Here is a 17991-nt window from a genome sequence, read left to right on the forward strand (position 1 = left end):
GGGGCACATACCCGATATCGGGGCGCCGGTACCGTGCCGAATGGCGTAAGTAGGGGCGCCTAGGAGCTCCCGGGGCTCCGCTGTGGGGCGGCTGCGGGTGCCTCGCGGCTTGTCGCGCCCCGCGACGGAGCCGCACATCGAGACAGCCCCGCACCCCTCAAAGCCTCCCGCACCGCTGGTACGTCCTGGTCGAGCCAGCGCACGTCCCAGATCTGCTCCGGCGTCAGCCAGCGCAGTTCGTCATGGTCCTGCAGCGGCCGAGGGTCCGGGGAGTCGGGAAGGAGGCGGGCCCTGTACGCCTGAAGGACATAGGGGGGCTTCAGAGGCCACTCACCCGGGACGCGCTCCACGACCTCCGCCGCTACGCCCAGTTCCTCGTGGAGTTCGCGGGACAACGCCTGCTCCGGCGACTCCCCCCGCTCCACCTTGCCGCCCGGCAGCTCCCAGCGGCCGGCGAGTTCGGCGGGCGCGCTGCGGCGGGCCGCGAGGAGGCGGTCGCCGTCATAGAGGGCGGCCGCCACCACCACGATCCGTTCCGTCATGCGCCGGAGCCTACGGGAGGCTCCGTCAGTCGGCCGAACTCGCGCCGTTCGGGCCGATGCGCTCGACCCAGTAGAGCTGTTTGTGGCCGCGGGCATCGAGACTGTCGGCGATCTTCTGGGCCTCGGCCCGGGTCGCATACCTGCCCACGCGGTAGCGATTGCCGTTGTCGTCCTGTCGTATGACGAGCCAGGGAAGAGTGATCGTGCCGTCGTTCATTGCGCCCCACCGCTCCTTCCCGACCTGCGTCGAGCCCCACCCGATAAGGAAACCGCACTCCGCATATGCCCGAGCCTACGCCCTACCTTTACGCAGCGAACACGCGTTTTCACAAAGAGGTACGCAACCAGCCAGGACGGACTCCTCCGGCAGGGGCGCGCACCGCTGAACACGCCCCCGGTGGACGGCGACGCCTCCGGTCAGGGACGCCTTCGACGCAGCGGTGTCGACCTGCGAGAACGGCCGAATTCGAACGGCGTTCGCCTGCGGGCCGGTTGAGTGTTCGCCCCGGGCAACCTCCCCGGGGCGCGCGCTACTTCACCGGAAGGTGGTACGCGACCTGGTAGCGGTCGGCCGGAACGACCACGTCGGCCGTCTCCACCGGACGGCCCGACGCGTAGTAGGTGCGGTGGACCACAAGGACGACATGCCCGGGGACACCACCCAGGGCGAGCAGCTCCTCGGCGAGGCCTGGGCGGGCGCCCACCTCCTCGGTGACGTTGTCCACGACGACGTCGATGGCGGCCATGCGCTCGACCACGCCCATGCCGCCGAGGGGGCCCTCCTCGGGGAGCATCACCGGAGTGCGCCCGGTGACCGCGAGGGGCTCCCACGAGGTGGAGAGCATCATCGGCTCACCGGCCTCCCGGAAGACGTACTTCGTGCACATCACCCGGTCGCCGGGGCGGATGGCGAGCCGCTCGGCGATGCCCGCGGAGGCCTCGGTCTGCCGGCTGCTGGACTCCCAGGTGCCGCGCCCCTCCCCGTCGGCCTGCTCCTGCCGGAAGGGCGTGGCACCGGAGGCCGGGCGGTAGCCGGAGCGGGCGATACGGCGGGGCACGGGCCGCTCGCGGACGTACGTCCCGGACCCGGAACGGCCCTCGACCAGCCCCTCGGCCATCAGCACCTTGCGGGCCTCCAGCGCGACGGTGTCCGAGACGCCGTACTCCTCGCGGATCCTGGCCTGGGACGGCAGGCGGGTGTGCGGTGGCAGCGAACCGTCGGCGATCTTCTTGCGGAGATCACCCGCGACACGCAGGTACGCCGGCTGCTCACCGAATGTCACTGGCCGCTCCCATCAGGTTGTACAGACAGCAACAGCCTGGCAACCGTGGGTAGGGCCATGCAAGCAAAGGCCAGAGAATCACTCGATGTGATGACATGTTCCGGTGGCGGGCTTTACGCAGGCACTTTCTCCCCGCTATGGCGGCGATCACACCTTGAGTTCGCCACTGTCTGTGGCGCCGCTCCCGTCGCCGTAGTCCTCGTCGGAGGTCGGCCGCTTCGTGGCCAGCCCCAGAGCCTTGCGTGCGGTGACCGTACTGGGGCCGTCGACGTAGTCGTAGCCCTTGTCGTAGTGGATGTAGAAGGCGTCCACGTCGTCGTCCTCGGCCGCGGCGACCGCCTTCGCCCACTCGGCGCGGGCCCGGGTCATGTCCTTCACCAGGGCCGCGACCTGCTGGTCGGCCCGGGCCGGCCAGGACTGCGCGCGAAGGGCCCTGATCTGGTCGTCGAGGCTGTCGTGGACCTTTCGCGACCAGCTCCGGTAGCCGGGCAGGTCGTCCTCCGGGTAGTCCTCGGGCTCCCCCCGCAGCACGGTGTCGACGGCGTTGAGGGACTTGAGGAGGGCGATCTGGTGCGTGTCGAGCGTGGTCTCGTCGGCGCGCAGCGAGCCGGTCAGGGTGGCGTTGTCGTCGGTGTTGCCGAAGATGCAGGTCACCTCGCGGTCGCCGAGGCGCCAGCTCTGCCGGGTCGGGCCGAAGTAGTACACGTCGACGTTCGCGGGCAGCGCCCAGGTGTCCATGACGTAGGTGTCCTGGAGCGGGTAGCACTTCTCGTCGGCGACGTCGGAGACCGCGCTGTCCCCCGGGAAGGCGGAGTCGGCCATCCGGAACTCGCCGAACACCTCGCCGTCGTGCTCACCCGCGCAGGGCACCTCGTCGACGTCGTACGTCAGGCCTTCGAGGGACCCCCCGGGCGCGTCGAAGCACTGGCCCTTCACCACCGAGAAGGCCGTGCCCTCGGTCGCGCCCTTCTTGAACCCCTCCCAGGCCTCGGAGAGTCCGCCGGTGGCGAGCGCCGTCACCCACAGGGCGAGCCCGAGCGACGACAGGATCGACCCGGCGACGGCCAGGCCCTTGCCGGACTGGCCCTTCTTCTTGATCTGCGCCAGCGCGACGACGCCGAGCACCAGTCCGACGGCCGGAAAGCAGCACAGGACACCGAGCACCAGGGAGGCGACGGCGAGGCCGTTGACGGAGGGGCGGCGGGCGTAGGGGCTGTAGCCCTGTCCCCAGGTCTGGTACGGCGGGCCATAGGGTTGCCCGTGCGGCTGTCCGTACGGCTGCGGCCCGTACGGCTGCTGTCCGTACGGCGGCGCCCCATACGGCTGCTGTCCCTGCGGCGGCGGCCCGTACGGGTCCGGGGCCGGGGCCGGCCCCTGGGCGGGGTCGGGCGGGTGGGGCCCAGGGGGCGGGGGTATGGACACGGGTACCGTGCTCCTGGTTCAGGCAGGTGGGGAACTGACGTACGACAGGGCGCATGGTATGCGCGGGGCGGGCAGGGTGGAATGCCGATCACGGGTGCGACGACCCAGGCGGTGAACGGGCTCACGGCACGGTGGGCGGGGATGTCTTCCGGGGGGACCGTGTTCTCGGCCGCCGGGGTGTGGCCGCTGCTGGCCTTCCTGGCCGACGGGGCACAGGGCGCGGCACGGGCCGAGCTGGCGCGGGCGCTCGGGGTGCCCGCGGAGCAAGCGGCCGCCGCGGCACGGGAGTTGCTCGCGGAACTGGCCGACGCAAAGGCGCTGGACGCGGCGCTCGGACTGTGGACGAAGCGGACGCTGGAGCCGCGCGAGGAGTGGGAGGCCGGGCTGCCCACCGACGCGCACGGGGTCCTCACCGGCGATCCCGCCCTCGACCAGCGGGAGCTGGACGCCTGGGCGGCGAAGCGGACGGGCGGTCTGATCGAGCGGCTGCCGGTGGAGGTGCGGGACGACACCGAGCTGGTGCTGGCGAGCGCGCTGGCCCTGCGGACCACATGGCTGCGGCCCTTCGAGGTGCGTCCGGTACGGCCGTCCGCGGGCCCCTGGCAGGGCCGGACCCTGCGCGGACTGAACCGCCGCAGCGTGCGGCTTGACCGGGCCGGGGTGGCGACCGTGCCCGCCGGCCGGGTCACCGAGGTGAAGGTGCTCGGCGACAACGGCGTGGACGTCCATCTCCTGCTCGGTGACGAGCACATGACGCCGGGTCAGGTGCTGGCGGCGGGGGCGGCCGCGCTCGACGGCACCTGTCCCGTCGTACGGGGGTCGCTGCTTCCGCACGGGCCCGCGGGGCCGGGGCTGCGGGTGGAGGAACGGCCGTGTGCCGCCCCCCGGCAGCCGACGCTGGAGGTGACGACCACGGCGTTCGAGATGCGGGCCCACCACGATCTGCTGGACCTGCACGGGCTGTTCGGCCTCACCGCGGCACAGGACGCCCGCCAGGGCCACTTCCCCGGCATCAGCGCCTCGCCCCTGGCCGTCGGCTCCGCCCGGCAGTCCGTCCTGGCCCGCTTCGACGCGCTCGGCTTCGAGGCGGCCGCGGTGACGGCGGTCGCGGCGGTGGGCGGAGCGCCGGCGCCCCCGCGCCGGTACACGTCGACCGTGTTCACGGCCGCCTTCGACCGCCCCTTCGGCTTTCTCGCCGTGCACCGCGGGACGCGGCTGGCGCTGACGGCCGGGTGGGTGACGGAACCGGCGCCGCTGCGCTGACCGGCCGTCAGCCGTGGGTCCTCAGCCGTCAGTCGTCGAAGGCGGTGGCCCGGGTGCTCTTCTCCCAGGCGGCGACGTCGGCCCGTACGCCGTCGAGGTGGTCGAGTACGGCGGTCACGGCGTCGTCGCCGAGGGGCAGCCGCAGCGGGGTCTCCTCGGCGTCGAGCGCGGCACGGATCAGGGCCGCCGCCTTCGCGGGGTCGCCGGCCTGGGTGCCGTCACCGCCGGAGACGAACCCGCGGGTCTCGCTCACCTTGGTGTAGACCCCGCTGTCGGCACTGACTCCGGCACGGCTGGTGTCGAACAGCGAGGTGCGGAAGGCGCCCGGCTCCACGATCAGCACCTTGATGCCGAACTCGCGCACCTCGTCGGCGAGCCCCTCGGACAGGCCCTCCAGGGCGAACTTCGTCCCGCTGTACGCCGAGAAGCCCGCGAAGGACATCTGCCCGCCCATGCTGCTCATCTGCACGATCGCCCCCGAGCGCCGCTCGCGCATGGCGGGCAGCACCGCCCTTGTGAGCGCCGCCGGACCGAAGACATGCACGTCGAACAGTGCGCGCAGTTCGTCCTCGGTGGTCTCCTCGAACGCGCCGACATGCGTGCGGCCCGCGTTGTTGACCAGCACGTCGATCCGGCCGTGCCGGGCCACCACGTCCCGTACGGCGGCCTCCGCGGCGGCCGTGTCGGTCACGTCCAGGCGCAGCGCCTCCACCTGGTCGGGGTGGGCGGCCACGAGGTCGTCCAGTGCCTCGGGCCTGCGGGCCGCGCCGACCACGACATCGCCGTCGGCCAGGGCCGCCTCGGCGATCGCCCGCCCGAACCCGCTGCTCGCGCCCGTGATCAGCCACACCTTGTTCATGACGACTCCTCTTCTCGGGTTGTTCCACGCACCAGCCTGCTGCGGAAGTCGGTTGCCGGTCCAAGACCCACGGTGATAACCGATGGCTATGACGACCGACGTGCATGTACGGGACCTGCGCTACTTCCTGGCGGTGGCCGAGGAACTGCACTTCACCCGCGCGGCCGAGCGGCTGTACGTGTCGCAGCCCGCGCTGAGCAAGCAGATCCGGGCGCTGGAGCGGCAGTTGGGCGTGGAGCTGCTGCGGCGGGACCCGCGGGGCGTGCGGCTCACCGAGGCGGGCGAGGTACTGCTGCCGCACGCCCGGCACGTGGTGGAGGCCTGGGGGGCGGCGGACGCGGCGATGGCGACGGCCCGGGCGGCGGGGCGCGGCATGCTGGTGGTGGGCATGAGCACCAGCCCCGGCCGCGGTGGTCTGCTCCCGGCGATCCGCTCCCGCTTCACGGCCGCGCATCCGGAGGCGGTCGTACGGCTGCGGCAGATGGGCTGGCAGGACCCGACCGCGGGCCTGGCGGACGGCGATACGGAGGTCGCCTTTGTCTGGCTGCCGCTGCCCGACGAGGAGCGCTACGGCTGGACCGTGGTCGCCGAGGAGCCCCGCCTGGTCGCCCTCCCCGACAGCCACCCGCTCGCCGCCCGGGCGGAGGTGGACTTCGCCGACCTGGCCGACGAACCGTTCCTCGCCCTGCCGCCCAGCGCGGGCCCCCTGCGCGACTTCTGGCTGGCCCTCGACGAACGGGGCGGCCGCCCGCCCCTCGTCGGCGCGGAGATCGCGGGCACCGAGGAGACCTACGAGGCCCTCGTGGCCGGCCTCGGCATCTGCCTGGTGGCCGCCGGCAACGCCCCCCTGATCACCCTGGGCGGCGTGGTCACCCGGCCGGTGCGCGGCATCGGCCCGAGCAGATACGTGCTGGCCTGGCGCAAGGAGGACGGGGGGCGGCCGTTGGTGCGGGGGTATGCGGAGGCTTGTCGGTGGGTGGCGGGAGCGGTCTGACGGGTGTGGGTGGGGGGCGGGAGCGGTCTGACGGGTGTGGGTGGGGGGCGGGGGCGGTCTGACGGGTGTGGGCTTCGGTCGCCCACTCACTCGGCCGCCGTGAGCCTCTCGTCCGTCATGCCCAGACGCGCCTGTTCCTCTTCGACGATCTGTCGGGCCAGGTCGGTGTCCGACACGTCGATCGCGTCCGGGCTGGCCTCGGCCACGGCGCTGCGGCGGGCGTAGGCGTCGAAGAGGCGGGTCTTCATCTCCAGCAGCTTCACCAGGCGTTCGTCGACGCCCCCGGTGGCGAGGAGACGGTACACACGGACCGGCCTGACCTGACCCATGCGGTGGGCGCGGGCCACCGCCTGGTGTTCGATGGTCGGCTTGATCTGCGGTTCGCAGATGACGACGACGGAGGCGGCCTGCATGTTGAGGCCGACGCCCGCTGCCTGGATCTGCGCCACGAGCACCGCGGGGCCCGGGACACCGGCGAAGTCGTCGACCATCTGCTGCCGCCGCCCGGCCGGGACACTTCCGGTGAGCGGACCGAACAGCGCGGTGCCGTCGGTGTTCGCGGTCGCGAGTGTTTCCCGCACCACGCTCAGTACGTCCTTGAAATGGGAGAAGACCACCGTCTTCTGCCCGTTCTCGGCGGCCTCCCGAACGATCTCCAGGAGCCGGTCCAGCTTGGCCGACTTCTCGGGGCGCATGTACGCGGCCCTGCGCATCGCCATGAAGTTGCCCGCGCGGACGGCTTCACGGTAGGCCTCCTCGTCCGACGCGCTCAGTTCCTCCCACTCGTCGGTCTGCTGGAGGCTCGGGAGTTCCGTGAGCACGTCCTCCTGGTTGCGCCGCAGGTAGACCGGGGCCACGGTCTTGCGGAAGGCGACCGATCCGGCCCACCTGTCCTGTTCACCGAGGGAGTCCGCGAGGTCGCCGTCGAGCATCCGGACCAGGTTGTGGAACTCCACGACCCTGTTCTCCATCGGCGTTCCGGTCATGAGGAGGGCGCGCTCGCACCGCTCCGCCCACACGGCGACCGCCTGCGACCGCTTGGCCTTCGGGTTCTTCGCGGAGTGCGCCTCGTCCACCACGAGCAGTCCGACCTCCCCGCCGCCCGGCGCGGGAAAGCCGCGCAGTGCGTCGAAGGTGGTCACCCCGACCCCGCCCCGCCCCTTCCAGTCGGCGAACGCGAGGTGCCGGTCGGGGCCGTGGAGCACGGTGACCCGCAGGGCGCTGCGGGCCTCGATCTCCCGGGTCCAGTTCACGAGGACGCTCGCCGGGCAGACGACCATGAAGTGGCTCTGTCCCCCGGCGGCCAGGTGTGCCAGCACGGCGATCGCCTGGATGGTCTTGCCGAGTCCCATCTCGTCGCCGAGTATCACCTTGCGCTGGGCCAGCGCGAACCGTGCGCCGAACGCCTGGTAGCCGCGCAGGGAGACCCGCCGGTGCGTGTCGTCGAGGGGCTGGGTCCGTACCCGCTCGGCGATCTCGTCCGGCAGGAAGCCCTCGGCGGCGGCCGCGTCCGGCTGCCGCCCGGAGATCTCGGCGAGCAGGCTGTAGTACTCGGCGGAGCGGAGTTCGAAGTCCACCCAGGCCGCGATGTCGGACGGGGGCACCCGGAGCAGGTCCACCGAGGCCTGGGCGAGCAGTTCGGGCAGGCCCGACCGCTCCGCCTCGTCCAGCAGCGACCGGATCTCGGTGACGGCCGCCCACGCACGGGCCTTCTTCTCCTGGCCCGCCAGAAGCAGCCGGATCCGTCCGACGGTGAGCCTGGCGTCGGCGAGCAGCGGACCGAGCCGGTCCGACAGTACGGCGGCCTTGTCGACCGCGCGCCGGGCGTCCGGACCGGCCTCCACCAGGACGTGCAGGGCCATGACGAGCGCGGTGGTGCTCGGTTCCGGCCGCTCCACGTCGATGTGGACGGCCACGGTCTCGTGCGCGGCCTCGGAGAGCCGGCGGGCGGCCGCGAGCATCTGGTCCACGGTGCGCTGCCCGACACCGGGAATCTGCCGCAACCGGTAGGGGCCTGCTGCGAGCACGCTGCCCACCGTGCGCAGTCCGCTCTTCTCGACACTCCCCAGCCGCAGCCGGCCTTCGGTGACGTCCTGCAGTCGGGCCACCGGGATGGCGTCGAGCTCCCGCTGCACCGCCGCGTCGTGGATCGGCTTCAGCGCGGCCCGTACGGCCTCCGCCGCCCTGCCGTGGTCGACGACCACCGCCCGGGCCGCCTCGTACAGCCGCGCTCCCCTCGCGACCGTGTCCCGCTCACCACGCCCCACGCTCCCGCCCCTCCATGGACAAAAACCTGTGCCCGCCCGCCGAGAGGCGGGTGGACACAGGTTCCTGGTCGGTCGTCAGACGTTGAAGCGGAACTCCACCACGTCCCCGTCCTGCATGACGTAGTCCTTGCCCTCCATCCGCGCCTTCCCCTTCGCGCGGGCCTCGGCCACCGAACCGGTCTCCACCAGGTCGTCGAACGAGATGACCTCCGCCTTGATGAAGCCCTTCTGGAAGTCGGTGTGGATCACGCCGGCCGCCTCGGGAGCCGTGGCGCCCTTCTTGATCGTCCAGGCGCGGGACTCCTTGGGGCCTGCCGTGAGGTAGGTCTGGAGGCCGAGGGTGTTGAAGCCGACGCGGGCGAGGGTGGTCAGGCCCGGCTCCTCGGCGCCGACCGACTCCAGGAGCTCCATCGCGTCCTCCTCGTCGAGCTCGGCGAGGTCCGCCTCCAGCTTGGCGTTGAGGAAGATCGCCTCGGCGGGGGCGACCAGGGCGCGCTGCTCGTCCTTGAAGGCCTCGTCGACCAGCTCGTCCTCGTCGACGTTGAAGACGTACAGGAAGGGCTTCGTCGTCAGCAGGTGCAGGTCGTGCAGCAGTTCCTCGTTGCCGGAACCCTGGACGATGCCCGCGGAGAACAGCGTGTCGCCCTTCTCCAGGATCTCCTTCGCCGCCTCGACCGCCGCGACCTTCGCCACGACGTCCTTCTTGATCCGCGACTCCTTCTGGAGGCGGGGCAGGACCTTCTCGATGGTCTGGAGGTCGGCCAGGATCAGCTCGGTGTTGATCGTCTCGATGTCGTCCTTGGGCGAGACCTTGCCGTCGACGTGGACGACGTTCTCGTCCTTGAAGGCGCGGATGACCTGGCAGATCGCGTCGGACTCACGGATGTTCGCGAGGAACTTGTTGCCCAGGCCCTCACCCTCGGAGGCGCCCTTCACGATGCCCGCGATGTCCACGAAGTCGACGGTCGCCGGGAGGATCTTCTGGGAGGAGAAGATCTCGGCCAGTTTCGTCAGGCGCGGGTCCGGGACGCCGACCACGCCGACGTTCGGCTCGATCGTGGCGAACGGGTAGTTGGCCGCCAGCACGTCGTTCTTGGTCAGGGCGTTGAACAGGGTCGATTTGCCGACATTCGGCAGACCGACGATTCCGATCGTGAGCGACACGTTGCGACTTCCCGTACGTGAGAGGAGACGTGAGGAGACTGGCGGCCAGGGGGCCGATCCACCAGTCTACGGCGTGTCGCAGCACGCTCCGGCGGCCCTCTCGAACGCATGGCCAAGGTCTTTCCCACGGCGTGTCTCACGAGCGATTCCACACATAAACAGACCTAGGTTGGTCCAGTGGAGCAACACAGGACCCGTCCCCCGCACAACGGAACGCGACGCCCGGCCCAGGGAGCACCGCTGCCCGCGCAAGCCCGCGGCGAGCGCCGGCCGCCGATGGGCCGCCGCCCGCCGCCCCCCGTGATCCAGTCGCTGCGGCGGCTGCCCAACCCCCGGCTCACCGGGCTCGGCGGCGGCCTGTTCTGCGCCGGGCTGATGGTCGCGCTCGGCTTCCTCGTCTCCCTGCTGTTCGGCTCGTCGCTCACCCTGTACGGCGTGCTGTTCGTGCCGGTCAGCGTGCTGACGTCGGTCTGGATGCGCCGGGGCGACCTGCTGACCGCCCCGATCATCGTGCCCATCGCCTTCGCCGTCGGGCTCCTCCCGGTCGCCGACAGCGGCGGCGGCACCTCGGGCCGGCTGATGGGCCTGTTCACCGCCCTGGCCACGCAGGCCGGCTGGCTCTACGCCGGGACCCTGGCCGCCGGCCTCATCGCCCTGGTCCGCAGGATCCGGCTGGTGCGGGGCCGCTCGCGCTGACGCCGGCGTGGGCCGACGGCAGGAGTCCAGCGGCCCCCCGGCCGGTCGGCCTACTCCTGCACCGTCCGCATCGCCGCCCCCACGATCCCCGCGTTGTTCTGCAGCTGCGCCGGGACGATCTCCGCCTGGATGCCCTCGATGTGGGGCAGGAACTTCTGGGACTTGCGGCTGACGCCACCGCCGATGATGAACAGCTCGGGCGAGAAGAGCATCTCGACGTGGGCGAGGTACTTCCGGACGCGGTGGGCCCAGTGCTCCCAGGTGAGCTCCTCGACCTCCCTGGCCTTGCTGGACGCCTTCTTCTCGGCGTCGTGGCCGTGCAGTTCCAGGTGGCCCAGCTCGGTGTTGGGGACGAGGACTCCGTCGACGAAGAGGGCGCTGCCGATGCCGGTGCCCAGGGTGAGCAGGATGACGGTGCCCTTGCGGTCCTTGCCGGCGCCGAAGCTCATCTCGGCGACGCCCGCCGCGTCCGCGTCGTTGACCACGGTCACCGGCAGTCCGCCGAGCCGGTCGCTGAACAACGCGCGCGCGTCGGTGTCGATCCAGCTCTTGTCGACATTGGCCGCCGTACGGATGTGGGATCCGCCGGTGACCACGCCCGGGAAGGTCAGCCCGACCGGGCCGGTCCACCCGAAGTGGTCCACGACCTGCTTCACCCCGTCGGCCACGCTGTCGGGCGTCGCCGGGTGCGGGGTGAGCACTTTGTGGCGCTCCTGGGTGAGCTCGCCCTTGTCCAGGTCCACAGGGGCGCCCTTGATCCCGGATCCGCCGATGTCCAAGCCGAAGATCTGCATGGCCCTACGTTACGACGGACGACGGACAGTCACGCCTCGGAGGTCCCCTTGCGCTCCGCGACCAGCGCCGCGGCCTCCTCGCGCAGGTCGCGCCGCAGTTCCTTCGGGAGGGAGAAGGTGATGGACTCCTCGGCCGCCTTCACGAGTTCCACGTCGCCGTAGCCGCGCTGCGACAGCCACTCCAGGACCTCCTCGACGAGCACCTCCGGCACCGAGGCGCCCGAGGTCACGCCGACGGTGGTCACGCCCTCCAGCCAGGCCTCGTCGATCTCGCTCGCGAAGTCCACGAGGTAGGCCTCGCGGGAGCCGGCGAGCTTGGCGACCTCGACGAGCCGCTTGGAGTTGGAGGAGTTGCGGGAGCCGACCACGATGACCAGCTCGGCCTCGGCGCCCATCTGCTTGACGGCGAGCTGGCGGTTCTGGGTGGCGTAGCAGATGTCGTCGCTGGGCGGGGAGATGAGCTGCGGGAACTTCTCCTTGAGGGCGTCGACGGTCTCCATGGTCTCGTCGACGCTCAGGGTTGTCTGGGAGAGCCACACGATCTTCGACGGGTCACGGACCTCGACCTTGGCGACATCGGCCGGGCCGTCGACGAGCTGGATGTGCTCGGGGGCCTCGCCGGAGGTGCCGATGACCTCCTCGTGGCCCTCGTGCCCGATCAGGAGGATGTCGTAGTCCTCATTGGCGAAGCGCACGGCTTCCTTGTGGACCTTGGTGACCAGCGGGCAGGTCGCGTCGATGGTGGCGAGCTTGCCGCGCGCGGCCTCCTCGTGGACGACGGGGGCGACGCCGTGGGCCGAGAACATCACGATGTTGCCCGGCGGAACCTCCTCCGTCCGTTCGACGAAGATGGCGCCCTTCTTCTCCAGGGTCTGTACGACGTACTTGTTGTGGACGATCTCGTGCCGGACGTACACCGGAGCGCCGTACTGCTCCAGGGCTTTCTCGACGGCGATCACGGCGCGGTCCACACCCGCGCAGTAGCCACGGGGGGCGGCGAGCAGGACACGGCGGCCAGGCGAAGCAGTCATGCGTCCCATCGTAAGGCCGCGTACGGCTCGTCGAAGATCGCCTCCGGACCGGGTTGGTGGTGTGAGGAACTGCGGGGGCTCACACTGCCGTGGCCCAACCCCCCGGCGGCGGTGCCCGCGTAGCGGTGGGTTGTCCTACCGGGCCGTTACGCTCGCGGCATGGCTGTGAACTCGACACCCGAAGCGCCTCTGCCCGTCGGCGAGGTGTCGCGCCTCATCGGCGGCTGGATCGACCGTCTCGGTGCCGTGTGGGTCGAGGGGCAGATCACCCAGCTCTCCCGGCGCCCGGGCGCGGGCGTCGTGTTCCTCACGCTGCGCGATCCGTCGTACGACATCTCGGTGAGCGTGACCTGCTTCCGGCAGGTCTTCGACGACGTCGCCGACGTGGTGAGCGAGGGCGCCCGGGTCGTCGTCCTGGCGAAACCGGAGTGGTACGCGCCGCGGGGCCAGCTCTCGCTGCGGGCCGCCGAGATAAGGCCGGTCGGGGTCGGGGAGCTGCTGGCCCGGCTGGAGCAGCTGAAGAAGTCCCTCGCCGCGGAGGGGCTGTTCGCACCGGAGCGCAAGAAGCCGCTGCCGTTCCTGCCGCAGCTCGTCGGGCTGGTCTGCGGGCGGGCCTCGGCCGCCGAGCGGGACGTCCTGGAGAACGCCCGGCACCGCTGGCCGGCCGTCCGCTTCGAGGTGCGCAATGTCCCGGTGCAGGGCGTGCACGCCGTCCCTCAGGTCGTCCAGGCGGTCAAGGAGCTCGACGCGCTGGACGACGTGGACGTGATCATCGTGGCGCGCGGCGGGGGCAGCGTGGAGGACCTGCTGCCGTTCTCCGACGAGCAGTTGGTGCGGGCGGTCGCGTCCTGTCGTACGCCGGTGGTGTCGGCGATCGGCCACGAACCGGACACCCCGCTGCTCGACTACGTCGCCGACCTGCGGGCCTCCACCCCCACGGACGCGGCCAAGAAGGTCGTACCGGACGTGGGCGAGGAGTACGAGCGGGTGCGGGCGCTGCGCGATCGCGCCCGGCGGTGTGTGGAGTCCTTCCTCCAGCGCGAGGAGCGGGGCCTGGCGCAGGCGCTGGCGCGGCCGTCGATAGAGGATCCGCACCGGATGATCGACGAGCGCGCCGACCATGTGGCAGCCCTGGCCGACCGCGCCCGCCGCACCCTGGGCCATCTGCTGGACCGCGCCGACTCCGAGCTGACGCACACGCACGCACGCGTAGTGGCCCTCTCCCCCGCCGCGACCCTCCAGCGCGGGTACGCCGTTCTCCAGCGGGCCGACGGGCACGTGGTGCGGGCACCGGACGAGGTGACGGCGGAAGAGACGCTGCGCGCGCGGGTCGCCGAGGGTGAGTTCACTGTCCGAGTCGATGCATAGGGTGGGCGGATGACCAGCAAGGTGGCGGAAGAGGCGCTCGGGTACGAGCAGGCGCGGGACGAGCTGATCGAGGTCGTACGGCGGCTGGAGGCGGGCGGTACGACGCTCGAGGAGTCCCTCGCGCTCTGGGAGCGGGGCGAGGAGCTGGCCAAGGTGTGCCGGCGGTGGCTGGACGGGGCGCGGGCCCGCCTGGACGCGGCACTGGCCGAGGAGTCGGAGGACGGCGAGGGCGACTCCGAGCAGTAGGCCCCGGTGATCCTGTGAAGCGGATCACCACGCCCCGCTTTTGGTTGAAGGTTGAACTTCATTCGCGTACGGTCGGAGACGTCAACCGGTCCACGGTCCGTTTCCGGGGCCGACGTCGTCCCAGAAGGTTCACCATGTCTCTCGTTCTTGACCCCGCCGCCCAGGACCTGCTGTTCCGCGAGGCCCGCACCGCGAACACCTTCACCGACGAGCCGGTGACGGACGAGCAGGTCCAGGCGATCTACGAGCTTGTCAAGTACGGTCCGACCGCCTTCAACCAGAGCCCGCTGCGCATCACCCTGGTCCGCTCCGCCGAGGCCCGCGAGCGCCTGGTCCAGCACATGGCCGAGGGCAACCAGCCGAAGACCGCCACCGCCCCGCTGGTCGCGATCCTCTCCGCGGACAACGAGTTCCACGAGGAGCTGCCGCAGCTCTTCCCGCACTTCCCGCAGGCCAAGGACCTCTTCTTCAGCGAGCGTCCCGCCCGCGAGGGTGCCGCCGGACTGAACGCCGCCCTGCAGGCCGCGTACTTCATCATCGGTGTCCGCGCCGCGGGCCTCGCCGCCGGCCCGATGACCGGTCTGGACTTCGAGGGCGTCCGCAAGGAGTTCCTGGACGACGACCACACCCCGCTGATGGTCGTCAACATCGGCAAGCCGGGCGACGACGCCTGGTTCCCGCGCTCCCCGCGCCTCGCGTACGACGAGGTCGTCACCACCGTCTGAGACGGCTGACACACGGCGAGAGGGCCCGGCCGCCTGGCGGCCGGGCCCTCTCGCGCGGTCTCACGCCATCTTGAGGGACTTCGCCATCTCGGCCAGCTGGTCGAGCGATCCCGTGCCCGCGACCACCGTCGTCGCGCCGTCGCCCCGGTGCACGAGGGCGTCGTAGCGGCCGCCCGTGTACCGCGTCCAGGTGCGGCCCGCGATCTGCCGGGTCTGCTTCGTCGCCTCGGCGCCCTGGCTCGCCTCGTCGATGAACACCGACGGCTTCTGAGTCGACTGCTCGATCTGCACGTACTGGTCACCGGGGGCCTGGAAACCCAGGTGCCAGGCGTCGAACCGGTCACCCTGGAAGCGCACCGAGGTCGCCTTCCAGCCGGCCGGCAGACCCTCGGGCGCGGCCACCGGGTAGGACGCCGCGCGGCGGGCCGTGAGCAGCTCGACGCGGTAGTCCACCGTCTTGATGTCCGGAGCGGAGTCGTCGTGCGGGATGAACACGTAGATGACCGCCGCCGCGATCCCGATCAGGCCCAGGGAGAGAATCATGTCCCGGACCGTCTTCTGCTTGCCGTTCGAACCTGCCACGCCCCCTATCGTCGCAGGTACCCGGTCCGCTCATCCGTGGGGTCCCCTGCTCATTTTGTCGGACTGACGATAGAGTCGACGTTTGAACCCTCATCCGGCCGTCGTCGTATCAGAAAGGTGCGCTCCGATGACCGAGCATCATCATCTGCCGTCCGAACTCGAAGTCCCCTCCGAGGCCCCCGACCGCAACCTCGCCCTGGAGCTCGTCCGGGTGACCGAAGCCGCCGCGATGGCCGCGGGCCGCTGGGTCGGGCGGGGCGACAAGAACGGCGCCGACGGTGTCGCGGTGCGCGCCATGCGAACCCTCGTCTCCACCGTGTCGATGAACGGCGTGGTCGTCATCGGCGAGGGCGAGAAGGACGAGGCCCCGATGCTCTTCAACGGGGAGCGGGTCGGGGACGGGACCGGGCCGGAGTGCGACATCGCCGTCGACCCGATCGACGGGACCACGCTGGCGGCCAAGGGCATGCCGAACGCGATCTCCGTGCTGGCGGCCGCGGACCGGGGGTCGATGTTCGACCCGTCCGCCGTCTTCTACATGGACAAGCTGGTCACGGGGCCCGATGCGGCCGACTTCGTCGACATCGACGCGCCGGTGGCGGTGAACATCCGCCGCGTCGCCAAGGCCAAGCGCTCCACGCCGGAGGACGTGACGGTGGTGATCCTCGACCGGCCGCGGCACGAGGGGATCATCAAGGAGATCCGGGAGGCCGGTGCGCGCATCAAGCTGATCTCCGACGGTGACGTCGCCGGGTCGATCTACGCGCTGCGCGAGGGCACCGGCGTCGACATGCTGCTGGGCATCGGCGGTACGCCCGAGGGGATCATCTCGGCCTGCGCCGTGAAGTGCCTCGGCGGCACGATCCAGGGCAAGCTGTGGCCCAAGGACGACGAGGAGCGGGCCCGGGCGATCGACGCCGGACACGACCTGGACCGGGTGCTGACCACCGACGATCTGGTGTCCGGGGAGAACGTCTTCTTCGTGGCGACCGGGATCACCGACGGTGAGCTGCTGCGGGGTGTGCGGTACCGGTCGGAGACCGCGACCACCGACTCGATCGTGATGCGGTCGAAGTCGGGGACGGTGCGGAGGATCGACTCGGAGCATCGGCTGAGCAAGCTGCGGGCCTACAGCGCGATCGACTTCGATCGCGCCAAATAGCGCCTGCCAGCTCGGGGGTTCTGGAGCGTCGGCGGGTGCGGGTGCGCTGTGGCTTGTCGCGCAGTTCCCCGCGCCCCTAGGTAGATCCACTCGCCCCAGTCAAGAAGGCGCCCCCGGTGCGGTGGGGGCGCCTTTCGCCGTGCGGTACTCAGCCCGCCTGGGCTATGCGTGCCGCCCGCGCCGCTTTCGTGAGTTCCAGCTCGCGGCGCCTGCGCCGGGCCAGGACCACTCGGCGTTCGGCCGCGGTGAGGCCGCCCCAGACGCCGTAGGGCTCGGGCTGGAGCAGGGCGTGCTCGCGGCACTCGACCATGACCGGACAGCGGGCGCAGACGCGCTTCGCGGCCTCCTCGCGGGAGAGCCTGGCGGCGGTGGGTTCCTTGGACGGGGCGAAGAACAGGCCGGCCTCGTCGCGCCGGCACACCGCCTCGGTGTGCCATGGAGCGTCTTGGTCCCTGTCCCGCACTGGCACCCGCTGGGCAGGAACGGCAGCTACCTGCAGGGACGAATGCGGCGGTTGCAGCACGGTCTACTCCTGACGACGGCTTCGCGAGCGAGAGACGATGCAGCAAGCCCTACCCGCTGTGCGCGCGCCTATGCACTGAGTCCCGAACCGCTGGATTCCGGGCGGTCGCGTGCGCTTCCGAGAGCCGACCGAGGGCGGAATCCTCCGTTTCGGACACACCCGGATTCACAACCGTCAACGATCCAGGTGTTTGCGCAAACTCCTGTCCACCTTGCGATCGACCGCGCGCTGAACCCGATCGAGGATGTCCGCGACGAGCTTGCCGCGCTTGGGCTTCGCCTCCACACTGCCGAGGACGGCCCAGCCGTCGACGTACACCACGGGCGCGTCCGGCTCGGCCGAGTCGAGCGTGTCCACCTGGAAGTCGCCGAGGACACCGACTCCCGTGCCGCGCAGCGAGATGTTCTCCGGGACGCGCACCTCGACGCTGCCGAACACCGAGAACGCCTTGATGACGACCTGGCGGTACTCGAAGATCGCCTCGCTGAGATCGATCTCGACGCTGCCGAAGACCGCGTAGGCATGGATACGGCGGCCCGCGCGCCAGCGGCCCTTGCGGACGGCGGCACTGAAGACCGCCACCACGTTGTCGTCCGGGTCCGGGGGGATCGCGTCGGTCGGGCGGTTGGGGGCGGGGGTCCAGGCCGGGGCGCTGCGGCGCTGGTGGGCCGCGGGCAGGTCCCGTATGAAGACCTCCAGCTCGCCCACCGTCTTCGCGCTCAGCACCCCCTCGACCCGCTCGGCGTGCTCGTCCGCGGAGAGGCGGCCCTCGGCCAGGGCCTCGCGCAGGATGTCGGCGATACGGTCGCGGTCGGCGTCCGAGGCGCGCAGGTCGGCGTCCGAGGCGCGCAGGTCGGCGTCCGAGGCGGGCGGGTCGGCCACCGCGGGTGCGGGGCCCGCGTGCTGGTGTTCGGGCTTCTGAAGGTCCACCGCAGCAGCGTACCGAAACGCGATAGATCGCGACTAGGTCTGTGGACAACTCTTGGCGAACCGACTGAGCCTTACCTCACAAGCTGCCGACCTTGGACAGGTTCTAGGCTGGTGAGGCCCGCCAACGGAGGCGGGTGGTC

19 protein-coding genes are annotated in these 17991 nt (G+C 71.2%); 7 read left to right on the top strand and 12 right to left on the bottom strand.

Annotated features, from left to right (window positions below; translation table 11 throughout):
* Positions 1-59: 59 nt before the first annotated feature.
* The 4 genes from RKD20_RS15885 to RKD20_RS15900 form a co-directional block, all read right to left on the bottom strand.
* Positions 60-542, bottom strand: a complete 483-nt coding sequence (locus RKD20_RS15885; RefSeq protein WP_424878296.1) for a (deoxy)nucleoside triphosphate pyrophosphohydrolase — start codon at positions 540-542, stop codon at positions 60-62.
* A gap of 25 nt (positions 543-567) precedes the next feature.
* Positions 568-759: an SPOR domain-containing protein gene (locus RKD20_RS15890; protein WP_007384464.1), complete on the bottom strand. Its 192-nt coding sequence runs from the start codon at positions 757-759 to the stop codon at positions 568-570.
* Positions 760-1072: 313 nt separating this feature from the next.
* Positions 1073-1825 carry a GntR family transcriptional regulator gene (locus tag RKD20_RS15895; protein ID WP_402270435.1) on the bottom strand — a complete coding sequence of 251 codons (753 nt, stop codon included), beginning with the start codon at positions 1823-1825 and terminating at the stop codon, positions 1073-1075.
* A 147-nt stretch (positions 1826-1972) separates the two neighbouring features.
* Positions 1973-3247: a DUF4190 domain-containing protein gene (locus RKD20_RS15900; RefSeq protein ID WP_424878297.1), complete on the bottom strand. Its 1275-nt coding sequence runs from the start codon at positions 3245-3247 to the stop codon at positions 1973-1975.
* 141 nt (positions 3248-3388) lie between these two features.
* Between RKD20_RS15900 and RKD20_RS15905 the strand changes: the two genes are divergently transcribed.
* Complete coding sequence (locus RKD20_RS15905) at positions 3389-4510, top strand: serpin family protein (RefSeq protein ID WP_424878298.1); 1122 nt, start codon at positions 3389-3391, stop codon at positions 4508-4510.
* Positions 4511-4538: 28 nt separating this feature from the next.
* Here RKD20_RS15905 and RKD20_RS15910 read toward each other — a convergent pair whose 3' ends face one another.
* Positions 4539-5369 (bottom strand): oxidoreductase, encoded by an 831-nt coding sequence (locus RKD20_RS15910; RefSeq protein WP_424878299.1) that lies wholly within the window; start codon positions 5367-5369, stop codon positions 4539-4541.
* Between the two features lie 82 nt (positions 5370-5451).
* Here RKD20_RS15910 and RKD20_RS15915 point away from each other — a divergent pair, with 82 nt between their 5' ends.
* Positions 5452-6363, top strand: coding sequence for a LysR family transcriptional regulator (locus RKD20_RS15915; RefSeq protein ID WP_424878300.1), 912 nt, complete (start codon positions 5452-5454; stop codon positions 6361-6363).
* A gap of 86 nt (positions 6364-6449) precedes the next feature.
* Here the strand turns inward: RKD20_RS15915 and RKD20_RS15920 are convergent, their stop codons facing one another.
* Positions 6450-8630, bottom strand: coding sequence for a DEAD/DEAH box helicase (locus RKD20_RS15920; RefSeq protein ID WP_424878301.1), 2181 nt, complete (start codon positions 8628-8630; stop codon positions 6450-6452).
* Positions 8631-8705: 75 nt separating this feature from the next.
* The gene (ychF, locus tag RKD20_RS15925; RefSeq protein ID WP_359425627.1) at positions 8706-9794 is read right to left on the bottom strand and encodes a redox-regulated ATPase YchF; all 1089 of its coding nucleotides are present in this window, start codon (positions 9792-9794) and stop codon (positions 8706-8708) included.
* Between the two features lie 177 nt (positions 9795-9971).
* On the opposite strand from ychF, the gene RKD20_RS15930 reads away from it, so the two are divergent.
* Positions 9972-10490, top strand: coding sequence for a DUF6542 domain-containing protein (locus RKD20_RS15930; RefSeq protein WP_424878302.1), 519 nt, complete (start codon positions 9972-9974; stop codon positions 10488-10490).
* 50 nt (positions 10491-10540) lie between these two features.
* On the opposite strand, the gene ppgK is transcribed toward RKD20_RS15930, so the two are convergent.
* Both ppgK and RKD20_RS15940 read right to left on the bottom strand, forming a co-directional pair.
* Positions 10541-11284, bottom strand: a complete 744-nt coding sequence (gene ppgK / locus RKD20_RS15935) for a polyphosphate--glucose phosphotransferase (protein ID WP_424878303.1) — start codon at positions 11282-11284, stop codon at positions 10541-10543.
* Positions 11285-11313: 29 nt separating this feature from the next.
* Complete coding sequence (locus tag RKD20_RS15940; protein WP_359425633.1) at positions 11314-12324, bottom strand: 4-hydroxy-3-methylbut-2-enyl diphosphate reductase; 1011 nt, start codon at positions 12322-12324, stop codon at positions 11314-11316.
* A gap of 150 nt (positions 12325-12474) precedes the next feature.
* On the opposite strand from RKD20_RS15940, the gene xseA reads away from it, so the two are divergent.
* The 3 genes from xseA to RKD20_RS15955 all read left to right on the top strand — a co-directional run bounded on the left by xseA (position 12475) and on the right by RKD20_RS15955 (position 14654).
* Positions 12475-13683, top strand: a complete 1209-nt coding sequence (gene xseA, locus RKD20_RS15945) for an exodeoxyribonuclease VII large subunit (protein WP_424878304.1) — start codon at positions 12475-12477, stop codon at positions 13681-13683.
* A gap of 9 nt (positions 13684-13692) precedes the next feature.
* Complete coding sequence (locus RKD20_RS15950) at positions 13693-13929, top strand: exodeoxyribonuclease VII small subunit (protein ID WP_020119680.1); 237 nt, start codon at positions 13693-13695, stop codon at positions 13927-13929.
* Positions 13930-14063: 134 nt separating this feature from the next.
* Positions 14064-14654, top strand: coding sequence for a malonic semialdehyde reductase (locus RKD20_RS15955; RefSeq protein ID WP_424878305.1), 591 nt, complete (start codon positions 14064-14066; stop codon positions 14652-14654).
* A 60-nt stretch (positions 14655-14714) separates the two neighbouring features.
* Here the strand turns inward: RKD20_RS15955 and RKD20_RS15960 are convergent, their stop codons facing one another.
* Positions 14715-15236 (bottom strand): DUF4245 domain-containing protein, encoded by a 522-nt coding sequence (locus tag RKD20_RS15960; protein ID WP_424878306.1) that lies wholly within the window; start codon positions 15234-15236, stop codon positions 14715-14717.
* Positions 15237-15363: 127 nt separating this feature from the next.
* On the opposite strand from RKD20_RS15960, the gene glpX reads away from it, so the two are divergent.
* On the top strand, positions 15364-16398 hold the full coding sequence (gene glpX, locus RKD20_RS15965; RefSeq protein WP_424878307.1) for a class II fructose-bisphosphatase: 1035 nt from the start codon (positions 15364-15366) through the stop codon (positions 16396-16398).
* 148 nt (positions 16399-16546) lie between these two features.
* Here glpX and RKD20_RS15970 read toward each other — a convergent pair whose 3' ends face one another.
* Together RKD20_RS15970 and RKD20_RS15975 are read right to left on the bottom strand one after the other, a co-directional pair.
* Positions 16547-16921 (bottom strand): WhiB family transcriptional regulator, encoded by a 375-nt coding sequence (locus RKD20_RS15970; RefSeq protein WP_037719932.1) that lies wholly within the window; start codon positions 16919-16921, stop codon positions 16547-16549.
* Positions 16922-17095: 174 nt separating this feature from the next.
* Complete coding sequence (locus RKD20_RS15975) at positions 17096-17851, bottom strand: DUF1707 SHOCT-like domain-containing protein (protein ID WP_424878308.1); 756 nt, start codon at positions 17849-17851, stop codon at positions 17096-17098.
* Between the last annotated feature and the right edge of the window lie 140 nt (positions 17852-17991).

The sequence above is a fragment of the Streptomyces sp. SLBN-8D4 genome (genome assembly GCF_049739545.1).
Lineage (GTDB): Bacteria > Actinomycetota > Actinomycetes > Streptomycetales > Streptomycetaceae > Streptomyces > Streptomyces canus_C.